22 protein-coding genes and 1 pseudogene are annotated in these 23682 nt (G+C 46.6%); 9 read left to right on the top strand and 14 right to left on the bottom strand.

Translation table 11 applies throughout. From position 1 onward, the window contains the following. Positions 1-17 precede the first annotated feature (17 nt). The 4 genes from QVF11_RS14325 to aspA all read right to left on the bottom strand — a co-directional run bounded on the left by QVF11_RS14325 (position 18) and on the right by aspA (position 5030). On the bottom strand, positions 18-1781 hold the full coding sequence (locus QVF11_RS14325) for a protein-disulfide reductase DsbD (RefSeq protein ID WP_287857849.1): 1764 nt from the start codon (positions 1779-1781) through the stop codon (positions 18-20). Next, complete coding sequence (gene cutA / locus QVF11_RS14320) at positions 1757-2080, bottom strand: divalent cation tolerance protein CutA (RefSeq protein WP_112216238.1); 324 nt, start codon at positions 2078-2080, stop codon at positions 1757-1759. The genes QVF11_RS14325 and cutA overlap by 25 nt, the downstream gene beginning before the upstream one ends. 93 nt (positions 2081-2173) lie before the next feature. Next, on the bottom strand, positions 2174-3475 hold the full coding sequence (locus QVF11_RS14315; RefSeq protein WP_110274511.1) for an anaerobic C4-dicarboxylate transporter: 1302 nt from the start codon (positions 3473-3475) through the stop codon (positions 2174-2176). A 118-nt stretch (positions 3476-3593) separates the two neighbouring features. Continuing rightward, a complete protein-coding gene (gene aspA / locus QVF11_RS14310) occupies positions 3594-5030 on the bottom strand; it encodes an aspartate ammonia-lyase (RefSeq protein WP_110274510.1) in 1437 nt (478 codons plus the stop codon). Between the two features lie 338 nt (positions 5031-5368). Between aspA and QVF11_RS14305 the strand changes: the two genes are divergently transcribed. Then, the gene (locus tag QVF11_RS14305; RefSeq protein WP_004097899.1) at positions 5369-5845 is read left to right on the top strand and encodes an FxsA family protein; all 477 of its coding nucleotides are present in this window, start codon (positions 5369-5371) and stop codon (positions 5843-5845) included. A 26-nt stretch (positions 5846-5871) separates the two neighbouring features. On the opposite strand, the gene yjeH is transcribed toward QVF11_RS14305, so the two are convergent. Continuing rightward, a complete protein-coding gene (gene yjeH / locus QVF11_RS14300; RefSeq protein ID WP_112216237.1) occupies positions 5872-7122 on the bottom strand; it encodes an L-methionine/branched-chain amino acid transporter in 1251 nt (416 codons plus the stop codon). A gap of 233 nt (positions 7123-7355) precedes the next feature. Between yjeH and QVF11_RS14295 the strand changes: the two genes are divergently transcribed. From QVF11_RS14295 to QVF11_RS14285, 3 genes are all read left to right on the top strand, one after another. Continuing rightward, a complete protein-coding gene (locus tag QVF11_RS14295; protein ID WP_003855929.1) occupies positions 7356-7649 on the top strand; it encodes a co-chaperone GroES in 294 nt (97 codons plus the stop codon). A 44-nt stretch (positions 7650-7693) separates the two neighbouring features. After that, positions 7694-9340, top strand: coding sequence for a chaperonin GroEL (gene groL / locus QVF11_RS14290; protein ID WP_004128001.1), 1647 nt, complete (start codon positions 7694-7696; stop codon positions 9338-9340). A gap of 134 nt (positions 9341-9474) precedes the next feature. Then, on the top strand, positions 9475-9828 hold the full coding sequence (locus QVF11_RS14285) for a DUF4156 domain-containing protein (RefSeq protein WP_004871163.1): 354 nt from the start codon (positions 9475-9477) through the stop codon (positions 9826-9828). A 41-nt stretch (positions 9829-9869) separates the two neighbouring features. On the opposite strand, the gene yjeJ is transcribed toward QVF11_RS14285, so the two are convergent. The 4 genes from yjeJ to QVF11_RS14265 form a co-directional block, all read right to left on the bottom strand. After that, positions 9870-10733: a YjeJ family protein gene (gene yjeJ, locus QVF11_RS14280; RefSeq protein WP_287857840.1), complete on the bottom strand. Its 864-nt coding sequence runs from the start codon at positions 10731-10733 to the stop codon at positions 9870-9872. Positions 10734-10751: 18 nt separating this feature from the next. Next, positions 10752-12878 (bottom strand): peptidase domain-containing ABC transporter, encoded by a 2127-nt coding sequence (locus QVF11_RS14275; protein WP_287857838.1) that lies wholly within the window; start codon positions 12876-12878, stop codon positions 10752-10754. After that, positions 12871-14157, bottom strand: coding sequence for an HlyD family secretion protein (locus tag QVF11_RS14270; RefSeq protein ID WP_287857836.1), 1287 nt, complete (start codon positions 14155-14157; stop codon positions 12871-12873). Before QVF11_RS14270 ends, QVF11_RS14275 begins: the two co-directional genes overlap by 8 nt. Positions 14158-14314: 157 nt before the next feature. Further along, on the bottom strand, positions 14315-14683 hold the full coding sequence (locus QVF11_RS14265) for a hypothetical protein (RefSeq protein ID WP_287857834.1): 369 nt from the start codon (positions 14681-14683) through the stop codon (positions 14315-14317). A 409-nt stretch (positions 14684-15092) separates the two neighbouring features. On the opposite strand from QVF11_RS14265, the pseudogene QVF11_RS14260 reads away from it, so the two are divergent. Continuing rightward, positions 15093-15231 (top strand): annotated as a pseudogene (locus QVF11_RS14260) (IS5/IS1182 family transposase); the annotation flags it as partial. Between the two features lie 164 nt (positions 15232-15395). Here the strand turns inward: QVF11_RS14260 and QVF11_RS14255 are convergent. The 4 genes from QVF11_RS14255 to QVF11_RS14240 all read right to left on the bottom strand — a co-directional run bounded on the left by QVF11_RS14255 (position 15396) and on the right by QVF11_RS14240 (position 20293). Further along, positions 15396-16415 (bottom strand): fimbrial protein, encoded by a 1020-nt coding sequence (locus QVF11_RS14255; protein WP_287857832.1) that lies wholly within the window; start codon positions 16413-16415, stop codon positions 15396-15398. 16 nt (positions 16416-16431) lie between these two features. After that, the gene (locus QVF11_RS14250) at positions 16432-18855 is read right to left on the bottom strand and encodes a fimbria/pilus outer membrane usher protein (RefSeq protein WP_287857829.1); all 2424 of its coding nucleotides are present in this window, start codon (positions 18853-18855) and stop codon (positions 16432-16434) included. Positions 18856-18987: 132 nt separating this feature from the next. Next, a complete protein-coding gene (locus QVF11_RS14245) occupies positions 18988-19680 on the bottom strand; it encodes a fimbrial biogenesis chaperone (protein ID WP_287857827.1) in 693 nt (230 codons plus the stop codon). Positions 19681-19732: 52 nt separating this feature from the next. After that, on the bottom strand, positions 19733-20293 hold the full coding sequence (locus QVF11_RS14240; RefSeq protein WP_287857824.1) for a fimbrial protein: 561 nt from the start codon (positions 20291-20293) through the stop codon (positions 19733-19735). 509 nt (positions 20294-20802) lie between these two features. Between QVF11_RS14240 and QVF11_RS14235 the strand changes: the two genes are divergently transcribed. Beyond that, positions 20803-21357, top strand: coding sequence for a winged helix-turn-helix domain-containing protein (locus QVF11_RS14235; RefSeq protein ID WP_287857822.1), 555 nt, complete (start codon positions 20803-20805; stop codon positions 21355-21357). 167 nt (positions 21358-21524) lie between these two features. On the opposite strand, the gene epmB is transcribed toward QVF11_RS14235, so the two are convergent. Beyond that, positions 21525-22553, bottom strand: coding sequence for an EF-P beta-lysylation protein EpmB (gene epmB / locus QVF11_RS14230; protein WP_287857819.1), 1029 nt, complete (start codon positions 22551-22553; stop codon positions 21525-21527). Between the two features lie 42 nt (positions 22554-22595). Here epmB and efp point away from each other — a divergent pair, with 42 nt between their 5' ends. The 3 genes from efp to ecnB all read left to right on the top strand — a co-directional run bounded on the left by efp (position 22596) and on the right by ecnB (position 23673). Then, complete coding sequence (gene efp / locus QVF11_RS14225) at positions 22596-23162, top strand: elongation factor P (RefSeq protein ID WP_110274494.1); 567 nt, start codon at positions 22596-22598, stop codon at positions 23160-23162. Between the two features lie 70 nt (positions 23163-23232). Continuing rightward, positions 23233-23364 (top strand): entericidin A/B family lipoprotein, encoded by a 132-nt coding sequence (locus QVF11_RS14220; RefSeq protein ID WP_287857816.1) that lies wholly within the window; start codon positions 23233-23235, stop codon positions 23362-23364. A gap of 162 nt (positions 23365-23526) precedes the next feature. Next, positions 23527-23673 carry a lipoprotein toxin entericidin B gene (ecnB, locus tag QVF11_RS14215; RefSeq protein ID WP_004097935.1) on the top strand — a complete coding sequence of 49 codons (147 nt, stop codon included), beginning with the start codon at positions 23527-23529 and terminating at the stop codon, positions 23671-23673. Positions 23674-23682 lie beyond the last annotated feature (9 nt).

Genomic DNA, 23682 nt, shown 5'->3' with positions numbered 1-23682 from the left:
TCCTCCTAAAGTGTCGCTCACGGTTGTCGATCGCGCAAATGGGCGCTGAATGCCGCAGCATCCATAAAACCCGTAACGCGCTGTGCGGGCTGTTCCTCTCCCTGTTCGTTGAAGAACAGAATCGTGGGTAGGCCGAGCACCTGCAGGTGCTTCAGCAGAGCCGCGTCTTCAGCGCTGTTCTTTGTGACATCCACTTGCAACAGAACGGTATCTTTTAGGGCCTGCTGTACGTCAGGCGAACTAAAGGTGTATTTCTCGAACTCTTTGCAGGCCACGCACCAGTCGGCGTACAGATCGAGCATCACCGGTTTGCCTTTAGCCTGCGTCAACGCCTGGTTGAGTTCGGCGATATTATTGATGCGGGTAAATTCCAGATGCGTCTGCTGTTGGGCGACTGCTGTGGCGAAAGCCCAGTCCTGTAACGGACGTGCGCTGACCAGCGCGGCGCCAAGCATCACAATCTGCACAATGCGCAGCCATGGACGGGTGGCGCCAAGAGAGGTAATAAACGCCCAGCTAAAAAAGGCGACGCCAAGCAGTGACCAAAGCCGCAGGCCCCAGAGATCGCCGATGATACGTTCCAGTAAAAATACCGGCAGGGCGAGGATCACAAAACCAAAGGCGGTCTTGACGTGAGCCATCCACGGGCCGCTTTTTGGCAGCAGGCGGTTGCCGAATACGGTCACCAGGATCAACGGTAGCCCCATACCGAGCGCGTAGAGATACAGCGTTCCGCCGCCCAGCCACAGATTACCGCTCTGGGCGATATACAGCAAAATGGCGCTCAGCGGGGCTGTCGTGCAAGGCGAGCAGATGAGTCCGGCAATCGCCCCCATCGCAAATACGCCGCCCGACGAACCGCCCTGACGCCTGTTGCTCATCAGCGTCAGACGCGTTTGCAGCGACGAAGGCAATTGCAGCGTAAACAGACCAAACATCGACAGCGCCAGCAGGATAAACACTACCGACAGGCCGATTAGCACATAAGGATGTTGTAGCGCCGCCTGGAACTGTAAACCCGCAGCGGCGACCACCAGTCCCAGCGCAGTATAGGTTAACGCCATCCCCTGAACGTAAATAAACGCCAGCAGCAGGGCGCGGGCGGTGGAAAGCCGCTGCTTACCACCCAGCACGATGCTGGAAATCAGCGGGTACATCGGCAGCACGCAGGGGGTAAACGCGATGCCGATACCAATTAACAGCGCCCATAGCGCGGTAAAGGGAAGGTCGGAGTCTTTGTTATCTGGGGCCGGGGAAGAAAGATCAGACGGCGACTCTACCGGTAGCGCCGGGCGCGTTTCCAGTGGCAGAGGTGGGTTGAGCTTCGGGGCTACGGCATCGCTGCTGGAGAGTGCGAGCGCCTTGCCGAGCGGCACGATTTTAGTTTCTGGCGGATAGCAAAAACCGGCATCCGCACAGCCCTGATAAGTCACGGTAAGGGTCGCGCCTGCGGCTGCGTGAGTGAGGGTTACCGGTATGCTCAGGCGCTGGCGGTAAATTTCACTTTTGCCGTAGAACTCATCCTCATGCCATTCGCCTGACGGCAGAGAGGGTTCGGTAAACGTCGCATCGGCGGACGTCAGTTTGATCTGTTTGCGATAGAGATAGTAACCATCCTTGATTTGCCAGGTCAGATTTAAGTCGTGTTGGTTCTGCTGAAAATCAAAGGCGAAAGCCTGATCAGCAGAAACAAAGTTCGAACGGCCAGGTGTGTCGAACAGTCCGGCAATGGCTGATGTGCTGCAAAGCAGCAGGATCAGCGTAATGATGCGTTGAGCCATGAGAGGTAATCGTTGTCTCCGTGAATGACGGGCAGAACCAGAAGTTCAGGGGTTTGATACGGATGATGGGACTTCAGGCAGTCCAGCAACGCCTGCTGGTGGGCGAGATCGGTTTTCAGCAGCATTTGCACTTCATACTCCTGCTCCAGCTTCCCTTCCCAATAGTAGAGCGAAGTCGCTCCCGGCAGGAGAGTAGCGCAGGCGGCGAGTTTTTCCGCCAGCACTTTGGCCGCCAGATCCTGGGCGGTTGCTTCATCCGGCGCGGTACAGAGTACAACAACAGCATCAGGCGTAGTCATCGTGAACCTCGTATCAGCGAAAAGAGGCACTATAGCACGCAAGGTAAAGGGATTAACGAAACGGGCCAGGATCTGGCCCGAATTTGAAGAGATTTACAGCAGAATGCCACCAAAAATAAACCCGAGGATCACGCACAGCGTAATGGCGATCACGCCGGGGATCAGGAAGGCATGGTTAAAGACGTATTTGCCAATGCGGGTCGAGCCGGTGTCATCCATTTCGACTGCTGCCAACAGAGTCGGGTAGGTTGGCAGGACGAACAGCGCGGAGACGGCGGCAAACGAGGCGATGGCGGTCAGCGGCGTCACGCCCAGCATCAGCGCAGCGGGCATCAGCGCCTTGGTGGTGGCTGCCTGGGAGTAAAGCAGCGTCGCGGCGAAGAATAACACCACTGCCAGCAGCCACGGATAGTTGTGCAGCAGGTCGCCCGCGACGGTCTGGATATCGCTAATGTGCGCTTTGACGAAGGTATCCCCCAGCCAGGCGACGCCGAGAACGCAGACGCAGGCGCTCATCCCGGATTTAAACGTGCTGGCGTTGAGCACTTCACCGGTATCGATTTTGCAGGTGATGCTAATCAGCGTGGCGATGGTCAGCATAAACACCACAATCGCTTCATTACGCGGCAGGACCGGGTTTTGAATCAGGCCAACGGTGTCGCTGATAGCGGTGGCGTAGAACATCACCGCCACGATACCGACCAGGAACAGCAATACGGAGCGTCTGGCGTGTGGCTTAAGCTCAAACACCTGACTACCGCGCAGTTTGACTTCCCCTTTTGCCAGACGCTCCTGGTAGACAGGATCATCTTTGAGCTCACAGCCGAGGAAGTTACATACGATGGCGGTGAGCATGACGGCAACCAGGGTTACCGGAATACAGATCGCCAGCAGGGTCAGGTAGCTCACACCCAGCGGTTCTAGGATCCCGGCAAAGAACACCACTGCCGCGGAAATCGGCGAGGCGGTAATCGCAATCTGCGAGGCTACCACGGCGATGGAGAGCGGGCGTGAGGGACGGATGCCCTGTTCTTTCGCCACTTCGGTGATAACCGGCAGAGTGGAGAACGCGGTATGCCCGGTTCCCGCCAGCACGGTCATAAACCAGGTGACCAGCGGGGCGAGAAAGGTGATGTATTTAGGATGACGCCGGAGCATTCGTTCGGCGAGGCTGACCAGATAGTCCATCCCCCCGGCGACCTGCATAGCTGCGATAGCGGCGATGACCGCCATAATAATTTCGATGACGTCGAAGGGGATCGCGCCGGGTTGAATTTGAAAGACGAGGGTCAGGACGAGGACGCCCAGGCCACCGGCAAAACCGATGCCGATGCCCCCGAGTCTGGCTCCCAGATAAATAGCCAGCAGGACAATAACGAGTTCTGCACTAAACATATATGCCTTCCTTGTTTTATTAACAAGTTGATATTGGATTGTTGTAATTTGGTGGAGCTGTAAGAACAAAAAAGGCATGTCATCGCTGACATGCCCGTGGTTAGTTTAATCTGAAAGTTTACTGTTCGCTTTCATCGGTGTATCGCTTCGCTTTATAGGCCGGATGCATTAGGTTCTGCGCAGAGAAGATGTCATCCAGCTCGGCTGCGGTCAGCAGCCCGCGCTCAAGCACCACGTCCCTGACGCTCTTGCCCGTTTCGGCGCAAATTTTGCCGACGATATCGCCATTGTGGTGGCCGATATACGGGTTGAGATAGGTGACGATGCCAATCGAGTTATAGACGTAGCTTTCACATACCGCTTTGTTGGCGGTGATGCCGCTGACGCATTTCTCCAGCAGGTTGTAGCAGGCGTTGGTCAGAATATGGATAGATTCAAACATCGCCTGACCAATTACCGGCTCCATGACGTTCAGCTGTAGCTGACCGGCTTCGGAAGCCATAGTGACGGTGGTGTCGTTGCCGATAACTTTGAAACAGACCTGGTTGACGACCTCCGGGACTACCGGGTTCACCTTGGCTGGCATGATAGAAGAACCGGCCTGCAGTTCGGGCAGGTTGATTTCGTTCAGGCCAGCGCGCGGGCCTGAAGAGAGCAGGCGCAGGTCGTTACAGATTTTGGACATTTTGACCGCCAGACGCTTCAGGGAGCTGTGTACCATCACGTAGGCACCGCAGTCTGAAGTGGCTTCAATCAGATCTTCCGCCGGTACAACCGGCAGGCCGCTGACTTCTGCCAGCTTTTGGACTGCCAGTTGTTGATAACCATCCGGGGTGTTCAGGCGGGTACCGATGGCGGTCGCGCCGAGGTTCACTTCCAGTAGCAGTTCAGCAGTGCGCAGAATGCATTTGGTTTCTTCGTTTAGTAGAACGCTAAATGCATGAAATTCCTGGCCGAGGGTCATCGGTACCGCATCCTGCAGTTGAGTACGGCCCATTTTCAGAATGTCCTGGAACTCGACGGCTTTATGCTGGAAACCTTCGCCAAGCTGGTTGATGGCGTCGATCAGTTTGAGGATTGAGGCGTAGACCGCGATGCGGAAACCGGTCGGGTAGGCATCGTTGGTAGACTGGCATTTGTTAACGTGATCGTTAGGGTTGAGGTACTGGTATTCACCTTTCTGGTGACCCATCAGCTCAAGACCGATGTTCGCCAGCACTTCGTTGGTGTTCATGTTAACGGAGGTACCTGCGCCGCCCTGGAATACGTCAACCGGGAACTGGTCCATGCATTTACCGTTATTCAGCACCTCGTCGCATGCGGCGATAATCGAGTTCGCTACGCTCTTGGGGATCGTTTGAAGTTCCTTGTTAGCCAGCGCCGCGGCCTTCTTCACCATCACCATACCCCGGACAAATTCAGGGATGTCGCTGATTTTGCTGTTGCTGATGTAGAAGTTTTCAATCGCTCTCAGAGTATGAACGCCGTAGTAGGCGTCAGCTGGAACTTCCCTGGTACCCAACAGATCTTCTTCGATACGAATGTTGTTTAACATGTGAACCTTCTTTTCAAGCTGCTATATGAATTCACCCAATACGCAGAATTTATGAGATCTCGCGCATTTTCTAGCCGCAGATTATTTCTTTAACCGGCCCGGTGCCCACGATCATATGCTGATGATAGCGAATATCAGTCATCCTGATCACTTATTATGTAGTGAATTCTATAAGAATTATTAATTTGTGAAATGAATCACCGCTTTTCCATTCTTGAAAAAAATAAGCTTTTTTTACGATTGAAAAATGGTGCTTTGGCCCAACATCTTACTAATGCGAATAGCACATCTATGACTACGGGCGCCGACATCAGCGTCTGTTAATGAAGGAGACGCCGGTGCGTTGGATTCCGTTAATTGCCGTTTTTTTATACGTTTACATTGAGATATCGATCTTTATCCAGGTCGCCCACGTGCTTGGGGTGCTGCTGACGCTGATTCTGGTGATCTTTAGCTCGGTGGTGGGGATATCGCTGGTGAAAAACCAGGGCTTTAAAAACCTCATGCTGATGCAGCAGAAAATGGCGGCAGGGGAGAGTCCGGCTGCTGAGATGATCAAAAGCGTATCGCTGATTATTGCGGGTTTGCTGCTGCTGTTGCCGGGGTTCTTTACTGACTTCCTGGGCCTGCTGCTGCTGTTGCCGCCGGTACAGAAACACTTGACATTGAAGCTGATGCCGCACCTGCGCTTTAGCCGGATGCCGGGCGGTGGATTTAGCGCCGGGACGGGCGGCGGTGATACTTTTGAAGGTGAGTATCAGCGTAAAGACGATGAGCGCGACCGTCTGGATCATAAAGACGATCGCCGCGACTAAGATTCCTCAGGCCGGGCAGCCCCGGCCTATAGTATCCTCTCAGCTAATCTGCGCTTTGGTAAAAACAGCCACAGCACCGCCAGCATGATAAATGCATACAGACTCTTCCAGCCAACCATCGCCAGCAGCAGCAGACACAGCACGCTGCCAATCGCCGCCAGTACGCGATAACGCCCCTGAAGTAACCGACAGCCCGCCAGCATGCACAGCAGATAGATCATTATGAAAATGCCGTTGGCGTAGACGATCAGGGCATCGAGATTGATATTAAGTGCATAAATGCACAGAGCGCTGATCACACAACAGCCCAGCACCGCATTCAATGCATTGCGCGGAATTTGCCGTGGCGACAGCCGGGCCAGATAGCTATCTGGCTTGTATTGCGCTTGTGACCAGACCAGGCGGGCAAAGCTCTGAATATAGATATTGAGGCTGGCGAAGCAGGCGAGGTAGCCAATGACGCAGGCAATCCACAGCGCCTGGACGCCGAACAGGCGCACGACGATATTGGGCAACGACGCGGCGGCGGCCATCTCTTCGCCAAAGGCATGAAAATGCAGAACCAGCACGGTACAGGCCCAGTAGACGGAGCCCGCGAGCAATAAGCCAATCATCAGCGCGCGGGGAAAATCACGTTCCGGTTGCTTAAATTCAGATGCCAGATGAGCGAAAGCCTCGAGGCCGACAAAACACCAGAACATCACCGAAAGCGCAGAGAAAAGCTGTGAACTGTCGATATCAGCAGCGGCAGGAAAGGGGATCTGCGTTGGGTTGATTCCGCCACGCCACCAGATGGCGACGATTAACGCGACAATGAGGACGGCAACCAGCGTTTGTAGATTGGCGCTGGAGCTGGCTCCGCGTGAGCCGACCCACCAGATAATCGCCAGCGTTCCCAGCTCGGCCAGCAGCAACTGGCTATCATGCCAGCCAAAAATCGCCTGACCGAAGCCGGTGGCAATATGCAGTGCGGCAGGCAGTCCTACCGGTATCACCGATAAAAATAGCCAGCCGGTAACGCGAGCCAGGTGCGGGCCAAAGGCCATATCAACAAAATGCGCGACGCCGCCTGCGCTGGGAAAATGGCGACCAAGGATGGCAAAGACGATAGCTATCGGGAACACCAGAAGGATCAGCGCCGGCCAGGCCCACAGGCTATTATCACCGGCGACCAGCGCGGCCAGTGCCGGGACGGCAAAGACGCCGGTTCCCAGTAATGATGTAGAGAGTAATCCGACTCCCTGTGCAAGCCCCAACTCCTGTTTTAAACCACTCATGATTCAACCTTGCGCCTGGCAAAAAATGGATGGTATCACAATCGCTTTTGCTTATGACGGCTGGCTGCAGCCGCATTTTTGTGTGCGTAAGAGCACGACGGCAAATTTTTTTTTAGTTTTCCCCTTGAAGCGAGAAATCCCCATCCCCATCTCTCAGGGCACTAGCCGGAAAACAGTGTGCGGACCGGCGTCATCCATAACTGATAATGACTTTCTCAAAGGAGAGCTATCAAATGAGTATTCGTCCGTTACATGATCGTGTGATCGTCAAACGTAAAGAAGTTGAAACCAAATCTGCTGGCGGCATCGTTCTGACCGGTTCTGCGGCAGCCAAATCAACTCGTGGCGAAATCATCGCTGTCGGTAAGGGCCGCATCCTGGAAAACGGAACCGTGCAGCCGCTGGACGTTAAAGTTGGCGATATCGTGATTTTCAACGATGGCTACGGCGTGAAATCTGAGAAGATCGACAATGAAGAAGTGTTGATCATGTCCGAAAGCGACATCCTGGCAATTGTTGAAGCGTAATCCGCGAACGACACTGAACATACGAATTTAAGGGAAAGATTAAAATGGCAGCTAAAGACGTAAAATTCGGTAACGACGCTCGTGTGAAAATGCTGCGCGGCGTAAACGTACTGGCAGACGCAGTTAAAGTAACCTTGGGCCCGAAAGGCCGTAACGTGGTTCTGGACAAATCCTTCGGTGCGCCGACCATCACTAAAGATGGCGTTTCTGTAGCACGTGAAATCGAGCTGGAAGACAAGTTCGAAAACATGGGCGCACAGATGGTGAAAGAAGTTGCCTCTAAAGCGAACGACGCTGCTGGCGACGGTACCACCACCGCAACCGTACTGGCGCAGGCTATCATCGCTGAAGGCCTGAAAGCCGTTGCTGCGGGCATGAACCCGATGGATCTGAAACGTGGTATCGACAAAGCTGTCGTTGCTGCTGTTGAAGAACTGAAAACGCTGTCCGTACCGTGCTCCGATTCTAAAGCTATTGCTCAGGTTGGTACCATCTCCGCTAACTCCGACGAAACCGTAGGCAAACTGATCGCAGAAGCGATGGATAAAGTCGGTAAAGAAGGCGTGATCACCGTTGAAGACGGTACCGGTCTGGAAGATGAACTGGACGTAGTTGAAGGTATGCAGTTTGACCGTGGCTACCTGTCCCCGTACTTCATCAACAAGCCGGAAACCGGTGCTGTTGAGCTGGAAAGCCCGTTCATCCTGCTGGCGGATAAAAAAATCTCCAACATCCGCGAAATGCTGCCAGTTCTGGAAGCAGTAGCAAAAGCGGGTAAACCGCTGGTTATCATTGCTGAAGATGTTGAAGGCGAAGCACTGGCGACTCTGGTGGTTAACACCATGCGCGGCATCGTGAAAGTGGCAGCGGTTAAAGCACCGGGCTTCGGCGACCGTCGTAAAGCTATGCTGCAGGACATCGCAACTCTGACTGGCGGTACCGTTATCTCTGAAGAGATCGGTATGGAGCTGGAAAAAGCGACTCTGGAAGACCTGGGTCAGGCGAAACGTGTTGTTATCAACAAAGACACAACCACCATCATTGATGGCGTGGGTGAAGAAGCTGCGATCCAGGGCCGCGTTGCTCAGATCCGTAAGCAGATTGAAGAAGCAACTTCTGACTACGACCGTGAAAAACTGCAGGAGCGCGTAGCGAAACTGGCAGGCGGCGTTGCGGTAATCAAAGTCGGCGCAGCGACTGAAGTTGAAATGAAAGAGAAGAAAGCACGCGTTGATGACGCCCTGCACGCGACCCGTGCTGCGGTTGAAGAAGGCGTGGTTGCCGGTGGTGGCGTTGCGCTGGTTCGCGTTGCCGCTAAACTGGCTGGCCTGACTGCTCAGAACGAAGATCAGAACGTCGGTATCAAAGTTGCGCTGCGCGCAATGGAAGCACCGCTGCGTCAGATCGTTTCCAACGCGGGTGAAGAGCCGTCTGTTGTTGCGAACAACGTGAAAGCTGGAGAAGGTAACTACGGTTACAACGCAGCGACCGAAGAATACGGCAACATGATCGACTTCGGTATCCTTGACCCAACTAAAGTGACTCGTTCTGCTCTGCAGTATGCAGCATCCGTTGCTGGTCTGATGATCACTACCGAGTGCATGGTCACCGACCTGCCGAAAAGCGACGCACCTGATTTAGGTGCTGCTGGCGGTATGGGTGGCATGGGCGGTATGGGCGGCATGATGTAATCGTGCGCTATACCCCTTAGAAACACGGAAACCCTCGGGCAGAAATGCTCGGGGGTTTTTCTTTTTGTCGTCTTTTTAGTATAAGGTTGTACATCCGGGCCAGTGCGTCCAGCTCATTGATCGTGGGGAATAACATGCAGGTAAAATATTTAGCAGGGATTGTCGGCGCAGCATTATTGTTAGCAGGCTGTAGCTCTAGCAACGAATTGACCTCTGGTGGCCAGAACGTCCGCTTTGTAGAAGATAAACCGGGTTCAGAATGTCAGCTGTTAGGAACCGCGACCGGGACGCAGAGCAACTGGCTGTCCGGGCAGAATGGCGACGAAGGCGGCTCTATGCGCGGCGCGGCAAATGCCCTGCGTAATCAGGCGGCAGCAATGGGGGGTAACGTGATTTACGGCGTCAGTAGCCCGACACAGAACCTGTTGTCCAGCTTTGTCCCGACCGATAGTCAAATGAACGGTCAGGTTTATAAGTGTCCGAATTGAGAAAATAGCGGTCCTTCATCAGGAGGGGCCGCTTAAATAGCTTAACTGTTAAGTGTGGCTTGTGTTTCAAGGCAAAAGGTATATAGAGGTCTCAGACATTCGTCTAGTGTTAATTCTTGCTCCTGTTGTGCCAGCAGTATTCGGCAGAAGGTTTGGCAGAGAGTATATTGTTCCATAACAGCTTTGAGCGCTGGAACCACCGTTGTTAAGCGTGTGATAATATTCTCTGTTTCTTTCGTATCTGGTAATGAGTTTACTTTAATTATTGTTCCTGCGAGAATCCGCTTTCCCTGTTCTGTATCAAAACAATAGAGCACTTCAAGGTAATTTGAAAACAGCTTTTGTTTCCATTTTTCATGGTCAATATGACGATACTGTAAATTATCCATGTTTGATAAATCAACGGAATAAATCAGCAGAAAATCAAGCAACGAGTTGATAAACTGCTGCATCTCTTTATCTTCAACAACCGTCAGCGCTTGTTGAATAGCAAGGATGATAAATTCTACCTGTGAGTCATCGATCTTCAGGGAGATAATATGCTCGTTTTGCAGTATTGTGATGAGGGTAAACTGTTCATCCTTGATTTTAGGGGCAAGAGAGGTAACTATACGCCCAATATCAGGTTGTTGAACTTCAGTGAGAATAACTTCAGGAACATGTAGTAAGAGTGATTCACTGACGGCCTGCAGTTGGGCTTTGTAAATTTCACCACGTTCACCTAGACGCTGAATCACATTTAACATGCGGCTACGCAGGAGAACCAGAAAGTCGACAAGCGTATCTGGCTTCATGTAAATAATTTCGGTTTGCTCATCATTAGTTTTAAATTTAAAGGTCATGAGAGCAAAACGATTATCAACTTTTATTGGCGCCGTATTCATTCCTTTCATTTTAGATACCATCAGATATTCCTTTTCTGTTTAAGCGGGTAAAACTGCTGAGTTGAATCTTGACAAATCAATTACGCGATCTGCAGATGCAATTGTTGAGGGGCGGTGAGCAACAATTATTCGCGTAATACTTAAATCCGAAATTGATTGGTTAATAGTCGCTTCATTACTCAAGTCCAGATGACTGGTCGCTTCATCCATAAATAAAATACCTGGCTTACGGTACAATGCTCGGGCAATTAATAGGCGTTGTTTCTGTCCCCCTGAGACGCCAGTTCCCAGTTCACCGATCAGAGTTTCATATGCCATTGGCATATTCATAATTTCATCGTGAATGTTGCTATGGCGAGCACACTCTATTATGAATTCCTCGTCGGCATTATCGTCAAAACCGCTAATATTTTCAGCAATAGAACCTGAAAACAATCGGTCTTCTTGAAGTACACAAGCAGTACTTAAACGATAGTTGTTTAAACCAATTTTATTAATATCGAGATTATCTACCGTTACATCTCCTCCTGTGGGTGAAAGTAAACCACACATGACCTTTAACAAGGTAGTTTTACCTACGCCTGAAGGACCAACCAGGGCGATAGATTCGCCCGGTTCAACGGTGATATTTAAGTTAGAGAAAATAGGCTGTGAAAAGGGATCATATTGGTAACTGAGATTCCTTACTTCTAGTTTTACTCCTTTATTCTCTTCAAATACGCGGCGTAAAGGCATTTCGTTTTCTGGTTCAGAAAATGCAATTTCAGAAAGCCTTTCGTTGTGTAAAGACAACATACGGAGCTGCATTATCAAGTCAACCAGACTGGATGCCCGCTGTGAGAATTGTCCGCGATAGGCGTTGAATGCCATGAACATCCCAAGTGTCATACTATTGTCGATGACAGCTAAAGCGCCCAGCCATAAGATAACAACCTGATCGATGGATGAGATTAGGGTATTGATACCGCCAAACATCATGTCAAAACGCGTTTGTTTAATTCCCGCATTGCAGGCATCAATATTGATATTAAGCCAGTGCTGAGAGCGGCGTTCTTTTAAATTAAGCGCTTTAACCGTTGCGATACCATATAGTGACTCCATAAAATGGGAGTTAGATCGAGCACCTTTAATTACCTGCTCTTCGGATACCCGGCGATAGAAACGATAAGTGGCTAATCGCATAATGGCGTAACACATTGTAAAACCCACCACAATCCAGACGAGCCAACCACCATATAGAGTGAGCATGATCAAAAGCCCAATGGTCATAATGGAATCTATTATCCCAGAGACAATACTGTTCGTAAAAGTTGAACGAATGGTATCCAGTGATCCAAATCGTGACTGAATATCTCCAAGGTGTCGTTTCTCAAAAAAGGATAACGGTAGACTGACTAAATGGTCAAAGAGGGTCGTTTTCCATTGAATACTTGTCAGTGTATTTAGTGTTAGCGAAGTCCAGCCGCGTAGCATACTGAGAAAAGTACGGAATAGGGTAAAGGAAACCAAACCAATACAAATTACCGCCAGCAGACTTTGGTCATGAGCCATAATGACATGATCTGTCACCATTTGAGTGCCAATGGGAAGTAGCAAACCGATTGCTTCAATAACGACAGAGTAAGCGAATAGCTTCACCAGGGCGCTTTTTAAACCGACAATATTGCGCATTAAATCCAGCAAGCGTAAGCGAGATTTTGCTTTTTCTTGTTGAAAGTTTTGATCGGGCCAAAGCTCAAGGGCAATGCCAGTAAAGTAGTTGGACATCTCCTGCATACCAATGACGCGCTTACCGAGTGCGGGGTCGTGGACAATGAAACTGGATTTGCGCACTTTGGTTAACACTACATAGTGGTTCATTCCCCAGTGAATGATACAGGGTAGTTTGAGTTGGTTAATTTCATCAATATCCAACGACAATGCACGGTTTTTTAAACCTGCGCGATCTGCCGTTTGGCTTAATGATAAAAGTGTTACTCCTTGAGCAGGACTACCGAAACGCTGGCGAAAGTTGAACAGATCGATATCAAGTCCGTAAAAACCTGAAATCATCGCCAGGCAAGCAATTCCACACTCAGCCGCTTCAGACTGTAAAATAACCGGCGTACTTTTCATTAATGAAAAATTTAGTTTTGCCGTAATATTTTCAAATAATGTCTTACTCATTTATTGGGCCACTCACGCTCTGGGTAATTTTATAAACAGGAGTAAACATCCACATATAAAGCGGGCGTTTTTCAAGAAAAACGATCGCTTGTGCTTTTAATCCATTTGAAAGCGCAAGTGTTTTCCCATTATAGCTAAATGTCTTATCTTTAATTGCAACAATGGTTTTATAAAGCGCAAGCTCTTGTTGGTTTGGCCCTGCAGCAACATTAGTATACTCTGACATTTCTTGACGTGATGCGGGCACAGATGATACCGATGTAATGACCCCAGGAAATTGCCCAAACTTATCAGAGGGAAACGCATCATAGCGTATATTGACCGTATCTCCTGGTTTGACGTATGGAATACTATTATTCGGTAGCCATAGTATTAGGTAGTATTCAACGTTCCCGGTTGGTTTTATTTGGGCGAGGCTACTACCTTTGTCAACCATTTGTCCGGTAGTGACGGAAACGGACTCGATTCTTCCATCCGTTGTTGCTTTGATAATAAGGTTACCATTAGCATTTGATTCCAGACGTTGATTTTTATAATCATTAATCTGATTCTTTTGATTGGAGACTTGATTATCAAAATCAGCCGCTTTTGTCAAAATATCACTCCTCAACTGTGTAAGTTGAGATTCTAACTGCATTTTTTGGCTGACTAATGACTGATAGGTGCTTTGTTGTTGAAAATACAATGAATGCTGATAGTTGTACTGGTCTTTTGTGATCAGTCCTTGTTTGAGATAGGTATCATAATTGAGTAAGTTGTCCCTCATTTTCTTTAACCCAGCACTCGCATTTTTCAGCATTTCATTTGTTTCTTTCAGAGAAGAATTGTATTGCTGCAACTGGATATTTAATGCTTCCAGAGTTTCTTTTTTATTTTTTTCTATTTTTGTAATTATTTCTTCACCGTTAGCAATTTTATCAGTGATGACAGCGGTCATCGTATCATTCACATTACCATTGATGGTTGAACGGGAAACATCCAGTTCATAAAGAGGCGTTCCTTTAGTAACGATATCGCCTGTTTCAACGTGTTTTTTTACGACAAAACCCTGCTGTGGCGAAAAAACGTTGATGGAGTGAGGCAATGTAATCACTTCGCCGCGCACGTCAATACGCTGTGTGTAGTTACAGAAAATGAGGGTAAAAATAAGGACGCATAAAAATATCAGAGACAGTAAGCCGATCAGCCATGCGGGAATACCCGCGAGCAATAGAGCTTTCCCCTTCCAGTGATTTTTTTTATATTCAATCGCTTCCTTGCGATAAAGTTTTTTTGACATTTCTATTCGCTATTAATAGTGAGTGGTATTGAAAATTATATGCCTTCAGAAAAATAATATTTTGTAACTATGTTTAAAAATTATAATTAAAATTTTAGGTATTATGAATGTACGGGGAAAATACCCCGTACACATTGCTAAAATGGTTCAATCGGAATCAGGAAGTAAGTTTCCAGCCGCCGATCGTACCATCGAACATCGCCTGGATGCCACTGTCAATGTATTCCATACTTTTATCTGCGCCTACGTATGCCCCAACAATAACACCAGTCACAGCGCCCTGAATGGCACCCCAGATAGAGCCAATACCGATAGTGATGACGCCAAAGCCCAGTAATCCGCCACCGCTACCATTACCGGTTACACCACCCTGCAGACCACCAAGACCAGAAGTACCTAAGCCCAGAAGAACTGCACCAATTGCAGAATCAACAATACCTTTGCCCAAAGACTGGGTTCCAGCGATCATATCTTTAATACCGGCACCAGATACATCCTTCATTTCAATAACTGTTAACTCTTTCATTGTTTTTCCTTATGTGAAAAAGATTAAAATTTATTAGAACAATACATCTTAACATCTTAATGAACTAAGAGATAAAGTTCCCAAAGTCATAATAGCCTCGGGGGGAATATATATTCCTTTAAAAGAAAATCTCTTAATTTCGAGGTCGGATACTATCGGAAAAAGAAAATATGACAATGTTTTTATGTGTTATATATTGTGAATTTTAACGATTCAACTACTTAAGCAATTATTTCATTGTGAATTGTGTTCTTAAGTGAAAATTTCCAATGTTTACATGGGTTCAGAATGTGTTTATTTAGATTTAGAACCTATCCTAATAGAGATTGTCAAAACTCCATAAAAGATCATTGACGAGTATTATACAGCAAACAATAACTGGCAGATAAGTGATGAACTCTGGGAGAAAATGCGTCCTCCTATTCCTGAGCATAGAACCCATCATCCGCTGGGCAGACACCGTAAGCGTGTTGATAACCGTGCCGCTTTTCTTTGTGCTCAGAACGGGTTGCCAGTTGAATGCGCTGAATGCTACAGGGATATGTTCTAAAATGAGAATATGACGAATTAAGATGTAAGTAATATTTTATTGTTGATTTAATATTAAAATAACGTTAATCATATTTACATATGAGATGGAATGCCAAAGCGCCATCAGTATTAGAATTCATGATGGCACCTTGCTATACACTACAAAAATAATAATAAAAATTTATCTTTCCTGCAATACCATTTCAAAATCGACTTTGATCTCTCCTGTCGCCCCTACAGATACAGGATTTGCTATTTTAAAATAATCAGCATTAAGTGTGACTGATTTAGTTGATGCTGTTGTTGTAAAGTAGTAACTGGTAACCGTAATATCATTGAATTTAATGGGGGTTGTGCCCTGCTTAATAATGATTCCAACATTAGAAGCACCATTGCCTATGGAGTTCAATAAAACACCGTCCTTAGATAATGAATTCTCTGAAATAGGGTTAAACCAATAAAGATAATTTTTGCCAACTTCGTCTGTTGGGCAAGTAATATCAAGAGTGAAATTTTTTGATTTCCCAGCGGCCTGACCGACTGAAACCGAGCTAAATTCAGATATACCTATATTTTGTAACGTTACAATATTCCCACTCTGAGGTTTCACCTCACAAGTTGACTCCTTAAAGGTCAGATTGCTCAAGTTAATATTTATGCGGTATAATTCTGCACTATTCGACGCACCTGGAGCGGCAGTCATCGGCTTGCTTCCTGCCATATAACGAACAGTAATATTACCAGGCAATGACGTTTTTGTGATAGGGCCCGTTTTTACCAACCAGACGTATACCTGCTCTGATTTATCAGAAGAAACACTGTTACCCGCCAGAGGATCGTCTATAACAGCCGGAATGAACCGACCATTTGGCTTAGTTACATCTGATATTTGAAATCCAATACCAGGAATACCCGTATCATAAACAGGTTTGCCACCTATTTTTCGTATTGCCGATTCATCGACATGAGGATTTGTTCTCACAACATAATCATCGCCTGCTGCACAAGTGAATGTTTTAGGTGAAATATTACCACGCCTTGCGGTGGCCAAAATCGTTCCAACTGGTACTGTTGTGTCAGCTAACACTTTATCGAAAGAAACCGTTATCGCACCACCGCCCGTCGAACCATAAGAACAGGCTGCATATGCAGATTGTAAACTAATACCAAATAAACTAATCAATAAGAATAAACGTTTCATCTATTTATGATCCCTGTTAACGGCATTCCACTGTAGCTTGTGCGATACTACCAGTTGCTGAACCCAAATTGTAAGTACCCTTACATTGTTGTCCGGCTTTAGTTCCCCATTTAGCATAAATTTCGCCGACGTCCTTGAGACCAGATATATAAACCATTCCCCCATCCGAGACAATATTGGCCTGAGATGTTGGGTTAAGGTCTGAAGTTACCGTTGCTCCGTAAGGAACATTTTGACCTGAGGACATTTTAAGTACCAGGAATGCACGACGACCGATACTGCCCTCATAGTTTGCCCGTACGATAGCCCCACGAGTTGGAACCACCTTTTTCGTTGTATTTGGTAACTCCATATCTTCACCTAATGTAGTGGTATCCAATGTAATATTGGTACGATAGTATGGTGAAACAAATGGAAGTATTGCATAACCACGGGAATCTGTTTTTATTGACGGATCTGCTTCAAGGCGAACATAACTCAAACCCGGTGCTTTGATCAACGCAGCAGTATCGGACATCTCTTGACCTAATGTTATCCCATTTGCATGAAGTAACATACCACCACTGAGTCCATAGTTTACTTGCTGACTGTGTTTGCTATAACTATAGCCAGCATTTATCCGGCCTAATGAACCTCTATAGTCCGCATTCATATTGCCACTTGCATCTTCCCGATTACTATAACCTTGCTGAACGTTCCAGTCGAGGCTATTGTTTTCCAGCGCCGAACCAGAGAGAGAAACATATTGATCTGTTGAACCTGGGTTACTATTGGTTATGCCATAGCTTGCATAAGTACTTGGTAGCCATTCACTCAGTGGTATAGAAACATTAAATGTAAATATATGATCATCTTCTGCCACTCGACCAGAATTGTTATTTCTCCAGGTATAACGGCTATAACTATAGCCAGCATAGTAGGTAAAACGACGGAATCCACCATTGTAGCCAATATTAAATGAGCTATTGCGGCGGTCGGAATCCCAATAATCTTCAAATATACCGGATATACTTAGGCTCCCCAGACCTTGACCTAATCCTTGGTTCACTGACACGTTGGTTCTGTTACGGACGGACCAACGTGAATAACTGTAGCGATTATCGCCATAGGTATCTAAAACTTCTGTGAGTGTATTAAAACCGCTGGTTGAATAACGATAACCAGCTACCGATATATTTGTACCTGTCGCAAGGATATTTTTACCATAGCGGATACGCCACGATTGTCCGTTTGTTTTTTCGGCATCCTGCATTTTTGACCAGGATTGAGTTACGTCAGTTGATATTGCTCCCACATCACCCATGTTTTGGCCAATACCAAAAGCGAGTGCCTGATATTTTGAAGCTATCTGCATCCCGCTGTACAATGTTGTGTTATTCAACACACCGTAACTTATTGTTGCCTGTGTAAATGGCGTTTCATCTGTGCTATTGTCATAAGGGCGATATTTTCCGCTGGTTAATTCATACTCCATCTGACCTTCTCTGAGCATAAGCGGTAACGCGGCAAAGGCAACGACGAAATTTTGACGATTGCCATCAGCTTCTTCAACTGTTACGTACAGATCGCCATTGCCACCTGTTGCATAAAGATCAGTAATTTCAAAAGCGCCTGGAGCGACAAAGGTCTGATAAATTTGGTAACCGTTCTGCTTGATCACTACGCGAGCATTAGTTCTGGCAATCCCTCGGACGACAGGAGCAAAACCACGTAGGCTTTCAGGAATCATGTCAGTATCAGTGGATAGTTGCAGCCCTGTGAATGGGACGCTATCAAAAATACTGGAAAGTGAGGAACTCTCACCCATAATTAACACGCTTTTCAAGGGGACAATACTTCTCTGAGCGTAAAGATACACAGAGTCCCAACTACTATCATCCCCTCCGTTCTTATTCCAGGTGCTAAGATTACGTAGACGCCATGGCCCGATGTTCAGGCCTGTCTGTAAATTGAGGTTATAATATTCACTTTTATCATCAAAATCTTTCGAACCACTGAACTGATAATTTGCTAATAAGGCATTAATACCATTGTCAAATTCTTCAGGTGGTACATAACCCTGAGCCAAGTTTGATAAAGCGGCTTGAGGAATTGACATCAAAAGTTGCTGTGTATTAAAGTTGAAATCAGAAGTGAAATCCGGTATTCCACTCGTATCAGTGCATCCATTGGAATCTTCTGTTAGTTTCGGGAATGCGTTAATACGTAACCCATAGCTAGCTAACTTTTTAATGCTTAGGCAAGGTGTCAAGCCACCACTTTTCTTTTCAACAAAAAGGACATTTGTTGTTTCCAAAAGTTCATTATTCAATATAACATCGACACGGTAATCACCTGGTGCTTGAGCATCCTTGCTGGCATATATTGATAAATCTGGTATAGATAGAGGATCCTGACCAACTGATTTAATAAAAGCAGGGTCAAAAAAATCACGAGCCATTACACTGCTGCAGTAACTTAGCGTTAGTACAGGGATGAGGAATACCAACGTAAACGGCGTGCCAGATAAAATAGCAGTTCTTTTTTTTATTAATTTATACATTTTTTTTACCCAAACCAGTCAGTAACTAAATCAGAGTGATGACGTGTAGGTAGAACCTGTGCCTCCGCTTTCGGTTGCTACTTTCCATGTAATCTCTGTACCATTAACACCTATAGGCAAAGAAAACTCTTTGGTTGTATAAGCACTAATATGTGGAGTTTCGCCAATAACATCTTTATTACCTATTTTTACTGATTTAAAATAGATAAAAAAAGGTGTTGGATTTTTTAGCACGATTTTATTGTTTACTCTTCGCCATTCCAGCTTCTCCGCCTCTGTATTAATAGATAGATCTTGAATGGTTTTGGGACGATAAATCAAACGCATACGATGACGAACAGCTAACTGAACTTTATTTTTGTCCTCATCAAGATCGCTACTTGGTGGAATATACATAACGCTGAAGAAATAAAGCGTGTCTCGATCTTGTGGGGCATTCGCAATATTTGCATTCGCCAAAATACGCAATGTGTTTTTTTGTTTACCTTCCAAGCGAAAAAGAGGGGGAGTCACCAAGAAGTGTGAATCTTTTTGTCCATCAGGAACTTCTACCCAAGATTTTATCAAGTATGGGATATTATCTTTGTTTTCTACGTGCGCACTAATTTCGCGCGCACCTTCTTTATAAAGATAGCGTGTTGAGTCAACGACTACACCACTATAAGCTGCGAAGCTGGTTGCTAAAAAAAAGGCCGCTGCTAACTTGAATGATGACTGCAACATAATTTACTCTCACAAATAAGCGGGACTTACCGTTGGCAAGTCCCGTTGATTATTAGTAACTTATAGTAAAGGTAGCTACGCCTTTAACATTACCTTCCGATACAGTACCCCCAGTACGGACGTATGCTGCTTTAAAGCGCATCCAAACTGGGTTTCCGGAGTAAGTAATTGTCTGAGCAGCAGTTGCACCAGTGAGGTCCACACGACTCCAGTTGGTGTTTACAACAGTTACAGAAGAGTCTTGGGCCGGACTAGACGCGGTGTTCGTCAGAACATCAGTCATGCTGCTGATGTGGTCACCAGTGACAGTAATTGCCAGAGGCCCGTTATAAGCGGCACCACCCAAAGTACAATCCTTGATCTCGTATTCAATGTCTTTGGCCAATGGTTGATACGGAGTATTTAAATTTGCACCTTGTAATACACTAGCTTTAATATCATTCAGAGTCAGAGTACCACCTGCAATCAGAGGCGCAGGGGTAACGTCACAGGAATTATTAGCATCTGTTACTTTACCAAGAATAGTCAGGTTTGCACTGTTTCCTGCCGCAAAAGCCTGTGCACTCAGAACTGCAGATGCTGCGACCATCACAGCTACGATTGTTTTTTTCATTTGTTTAATCCATTTATAGATACTAAAGTCCTGAATAGATGTCAGACTTGGCTGTTAAATTAGATATATAGATAATAACTAATACCTATCTAACCAGACGCCTGAGTACTATCACATTCATTTTCCTTTCTCCTGCCGTTCGTTGTTGTGCGTACGTTCGTATGCGATGAGTCTAACAGGCAAGAGCGATAACGAATCTAAGGTAAAAACGGATAAACTGCATGTGAATTCTTCTTGAATTTAAAACTTGTTTTATTGAGGTTGGTATATTCATATATTGATTGATATGATAATAATGATTATGGATGAGAGGTATAGTAAGAAGATCTGTCTTCCATTCGCATTTAATATCATGGTAATCTTAACTTCGATCCGGCAATGGAGCTGGTTCTTTAAACTTGAAATTATCTAATCTGGTTCATTTATAGGGATGTATCCTGATTTCTAAAGATGAAATTGAATTTGGTTCATCTATATTTCATATGACTTAATGAAGGCGGAAAGGGACTATGATATTCAATGAATATATCATTAATGATGAAGTTATTTTTAATGTAAATGTAAACGAGTTGCAACCTCTGGGTGAGAACGGCGAAGGTGTGAGCTTAAACGCGCCTACTGCACGCTGTCTCCAGCTTTTATTGGAAAGTAATGGAAAAATTATATCCAGAGAGGAGTTTCTGGATACGGTATGGAAAACCAGAGGTGTTGTTGTATCTCAAAACACCTTTTATCAAAATATATCCTTACTAAGAAAATCGTTACTTAAGGCGGGACTATCGCAAGATATTATAGTGACGGTAAGGCAGCGTGGGTTTGCTCTCGCTTCAGGATCGCATATCGCGTCGTTCTTCAGAGCGGAAGAGGAAAACTCGGAAAACAATTCAAATATTCAAGTAATAAATAATGCCTCTTCGCCCCCGATAGAGAGAAATAAAATCAAAAATTTGCTTACTCAGGAGGATAAAATGAAAAGTGTTGATGCTGCGTTTAAGTTACCTAAGTGGCTCCTACCTTTGCTATTGTTAATGACAGCGGCTAACATACTTTCTCTCTTTTTGTAAGTAATAACTAATGAATAAGCTTATGACTTCCTTTTATATTTACCCCTAATATACCACTGGGTTCACTTTCTGGTAGTTATGTGAATTTTATTAAATATCTGTATATTAGATCAGGTATGAACTGATTAATTGACAGTCTGCCGAGCGATGCTCGGCAGAAAATGTAACTAGCACTGCCTTAAACCTAAATCGAGTGGCGTTTTACTAGGCTCCCCACCGATTTCCCGCGCTAGCCTCGGCACCAAATATCCAGAAACCAGAGTTAGTAGCTCTCGTATGACCGCCCGGGCCTCTTCATCATCAACCATAAAGTGTGCGGCGCCCTGGACTCTATCCAGAACGTGTAGGTAATAAGGCATGACTCCAACATCGAACAACGCGTTACTCAGGTCTGCCAGAGTCTGCGCATTATCGTTTACGCCGCGTAGCAGTACGCTTTGGTTCAACAACGTGACGCCAGCCATGCGAAGCCGCTTCATCGCTGCGTGAAATTCTGCATCTATTTCGTTGGCGTGGTTGATATGGTTCACTAACAGTACCTGTAACGATGATGTAGAAATACGTGCAACTAGCGCATCGGTAATACGTGCTGGGATGACAATGGGCAAGCGACTGTGAATACGCAGGCGCTTGATATGTGAAATAGCTTCCAACTGTGTGAATAACCAGTCAAGTTCATGATCTTTCGCCATCAGCGGGTCGCCACCGGAAAAAATGATCTCATCAAGCTCTGGATGGGCCGCAATGTACTCCAGCGCCGTTTGCCAGTTTCGTTTATTGCCCTGATTTTCAGCGTACGGGAAGTGACGACGAAAACAATAGCGACAATTTACCGCGCAGCCGCCTTTAACCAGCAGGAGCGCACGGTTGCTGTATTTATGCAGCAGACCCGGCACCACGCTGTGTTGTTCTTCCAGCGGATCGGTGGAAAATCCAGGAGCAGCAATAAATTCTTCTTGTGAGGTAAGTACCTGACGAAGAAGAGGATCGTTAGGGTTTCCTGGCTCCATGCGGGCAATAAATGCTCGTGGAACACGTAGCGCAAACAGGCGCTTTGCATCACGGCCTGCCAATAGATTCGCATCTGCGTCTACATTTAAAAGATGCAGTAGTTCATCAGGATTGGTCACAACATCTGCAAGTTGCGCTAACCAATCTTCTCTGGATGGGGTATTTAGGGTTACAATATGCGCCATTTTGTGGCTTAGCTACCAATTAACAAAATTTCAGAGGGCCTTATGGCGACTTACTATAGCAACGATTTTCGTGCCGGTCTTAAAATCATGATGGATGGCGAACCTTATGCAGTTGAAGCCAGTGAATTCGTTAAACCAGGGAAAGGCCAGGCTTTTGCGCGCGTTAAGCTGCGTCGCCTGCTGACTGGCACCCGCGTTGAGAAAACCTTCAAGTCAACTGACTCTGCTGAAGGCGCTGATGTTGTCGATATGAACCTGACTTATCTGTACAACGACGGTGAGTTCTATCATTTCATGAACAACTCTACTTTCGAACAGCTGGCCGCGGACTCAAAAGCAGTTGGTGATAGCGCTAAATGGCTGCTGGATCAGGCCGAGTGCATCGTGACCCTGTGGAATGGTCAGCCTATTTCCGTAACCCCACCAAACTTTGTTGAGCTGGAAATCGTTGAAACTGACCCAGGTCTGAAAGGTGACACCGCAGGTACTGGTGGTAAACCAGCGACCCTGACCACTGGTGCAGTCGTTAAAGTTCCTCTGTTCGTGCAGATTGGCGAAGTCATCAAAGTGGATACTCGTTCCGGCGAATACGTATCCCGCGTGAAGTAATTCATGCGATGAGATGGTTGGCGCAGCGCGACGCTGCGCCCTCTACGAATCGACATAGCTGGTAGGGAAGATGAATTGTGCGATCAAATTTTTGGTACCGCTAGTTCTTGGTAGCTCGCTGTTGGCTGGATGCAATACGGCTCGCGGTGTTGGCAAAGATATTCAGAGTTTAGGACGCGCGATTTCTCACGCTGCTGGTTAATTTGATTTCATCAGGCAATTCTCATTCATATCCCCGCAATCTCTTTACTTCACACTTATAATCTCTTTTTCTCTTAAAAAACGTTGAGCTTCCTTTATCCCGGGCCAGGTTGTCTATGCTTATAGGGCACGATAACTAAAACTGGTGAATAAGGATGACATTATGGTGAAAAAAGCGATTGCAGCGTTCTTTACGGTTTTGGCTCTCTCTTCTGTATTGACCGCATGCAACACTACGCGCGGTGTGGGTCAGGACATTTCAGAAGGCGGTAGCGCGATTTCAGGTGCTGCAACCAAAGCTCAGCAATAGACCATGACG

It is taken from the genome of Klebsiella sp. (genome assembly GCF_027492335.1).
GTDB lineage: Bacteria > Pseudomonadota > Gammaproteobacteria > Enterobacterales > Enterobacteriaceae > Klebsiella > Klebsiella huaxiensis.
Note: the sequence above shows the minus strand (reverse complement) of the source record. Positions and strands in the feature narration are given on the sequence as shown.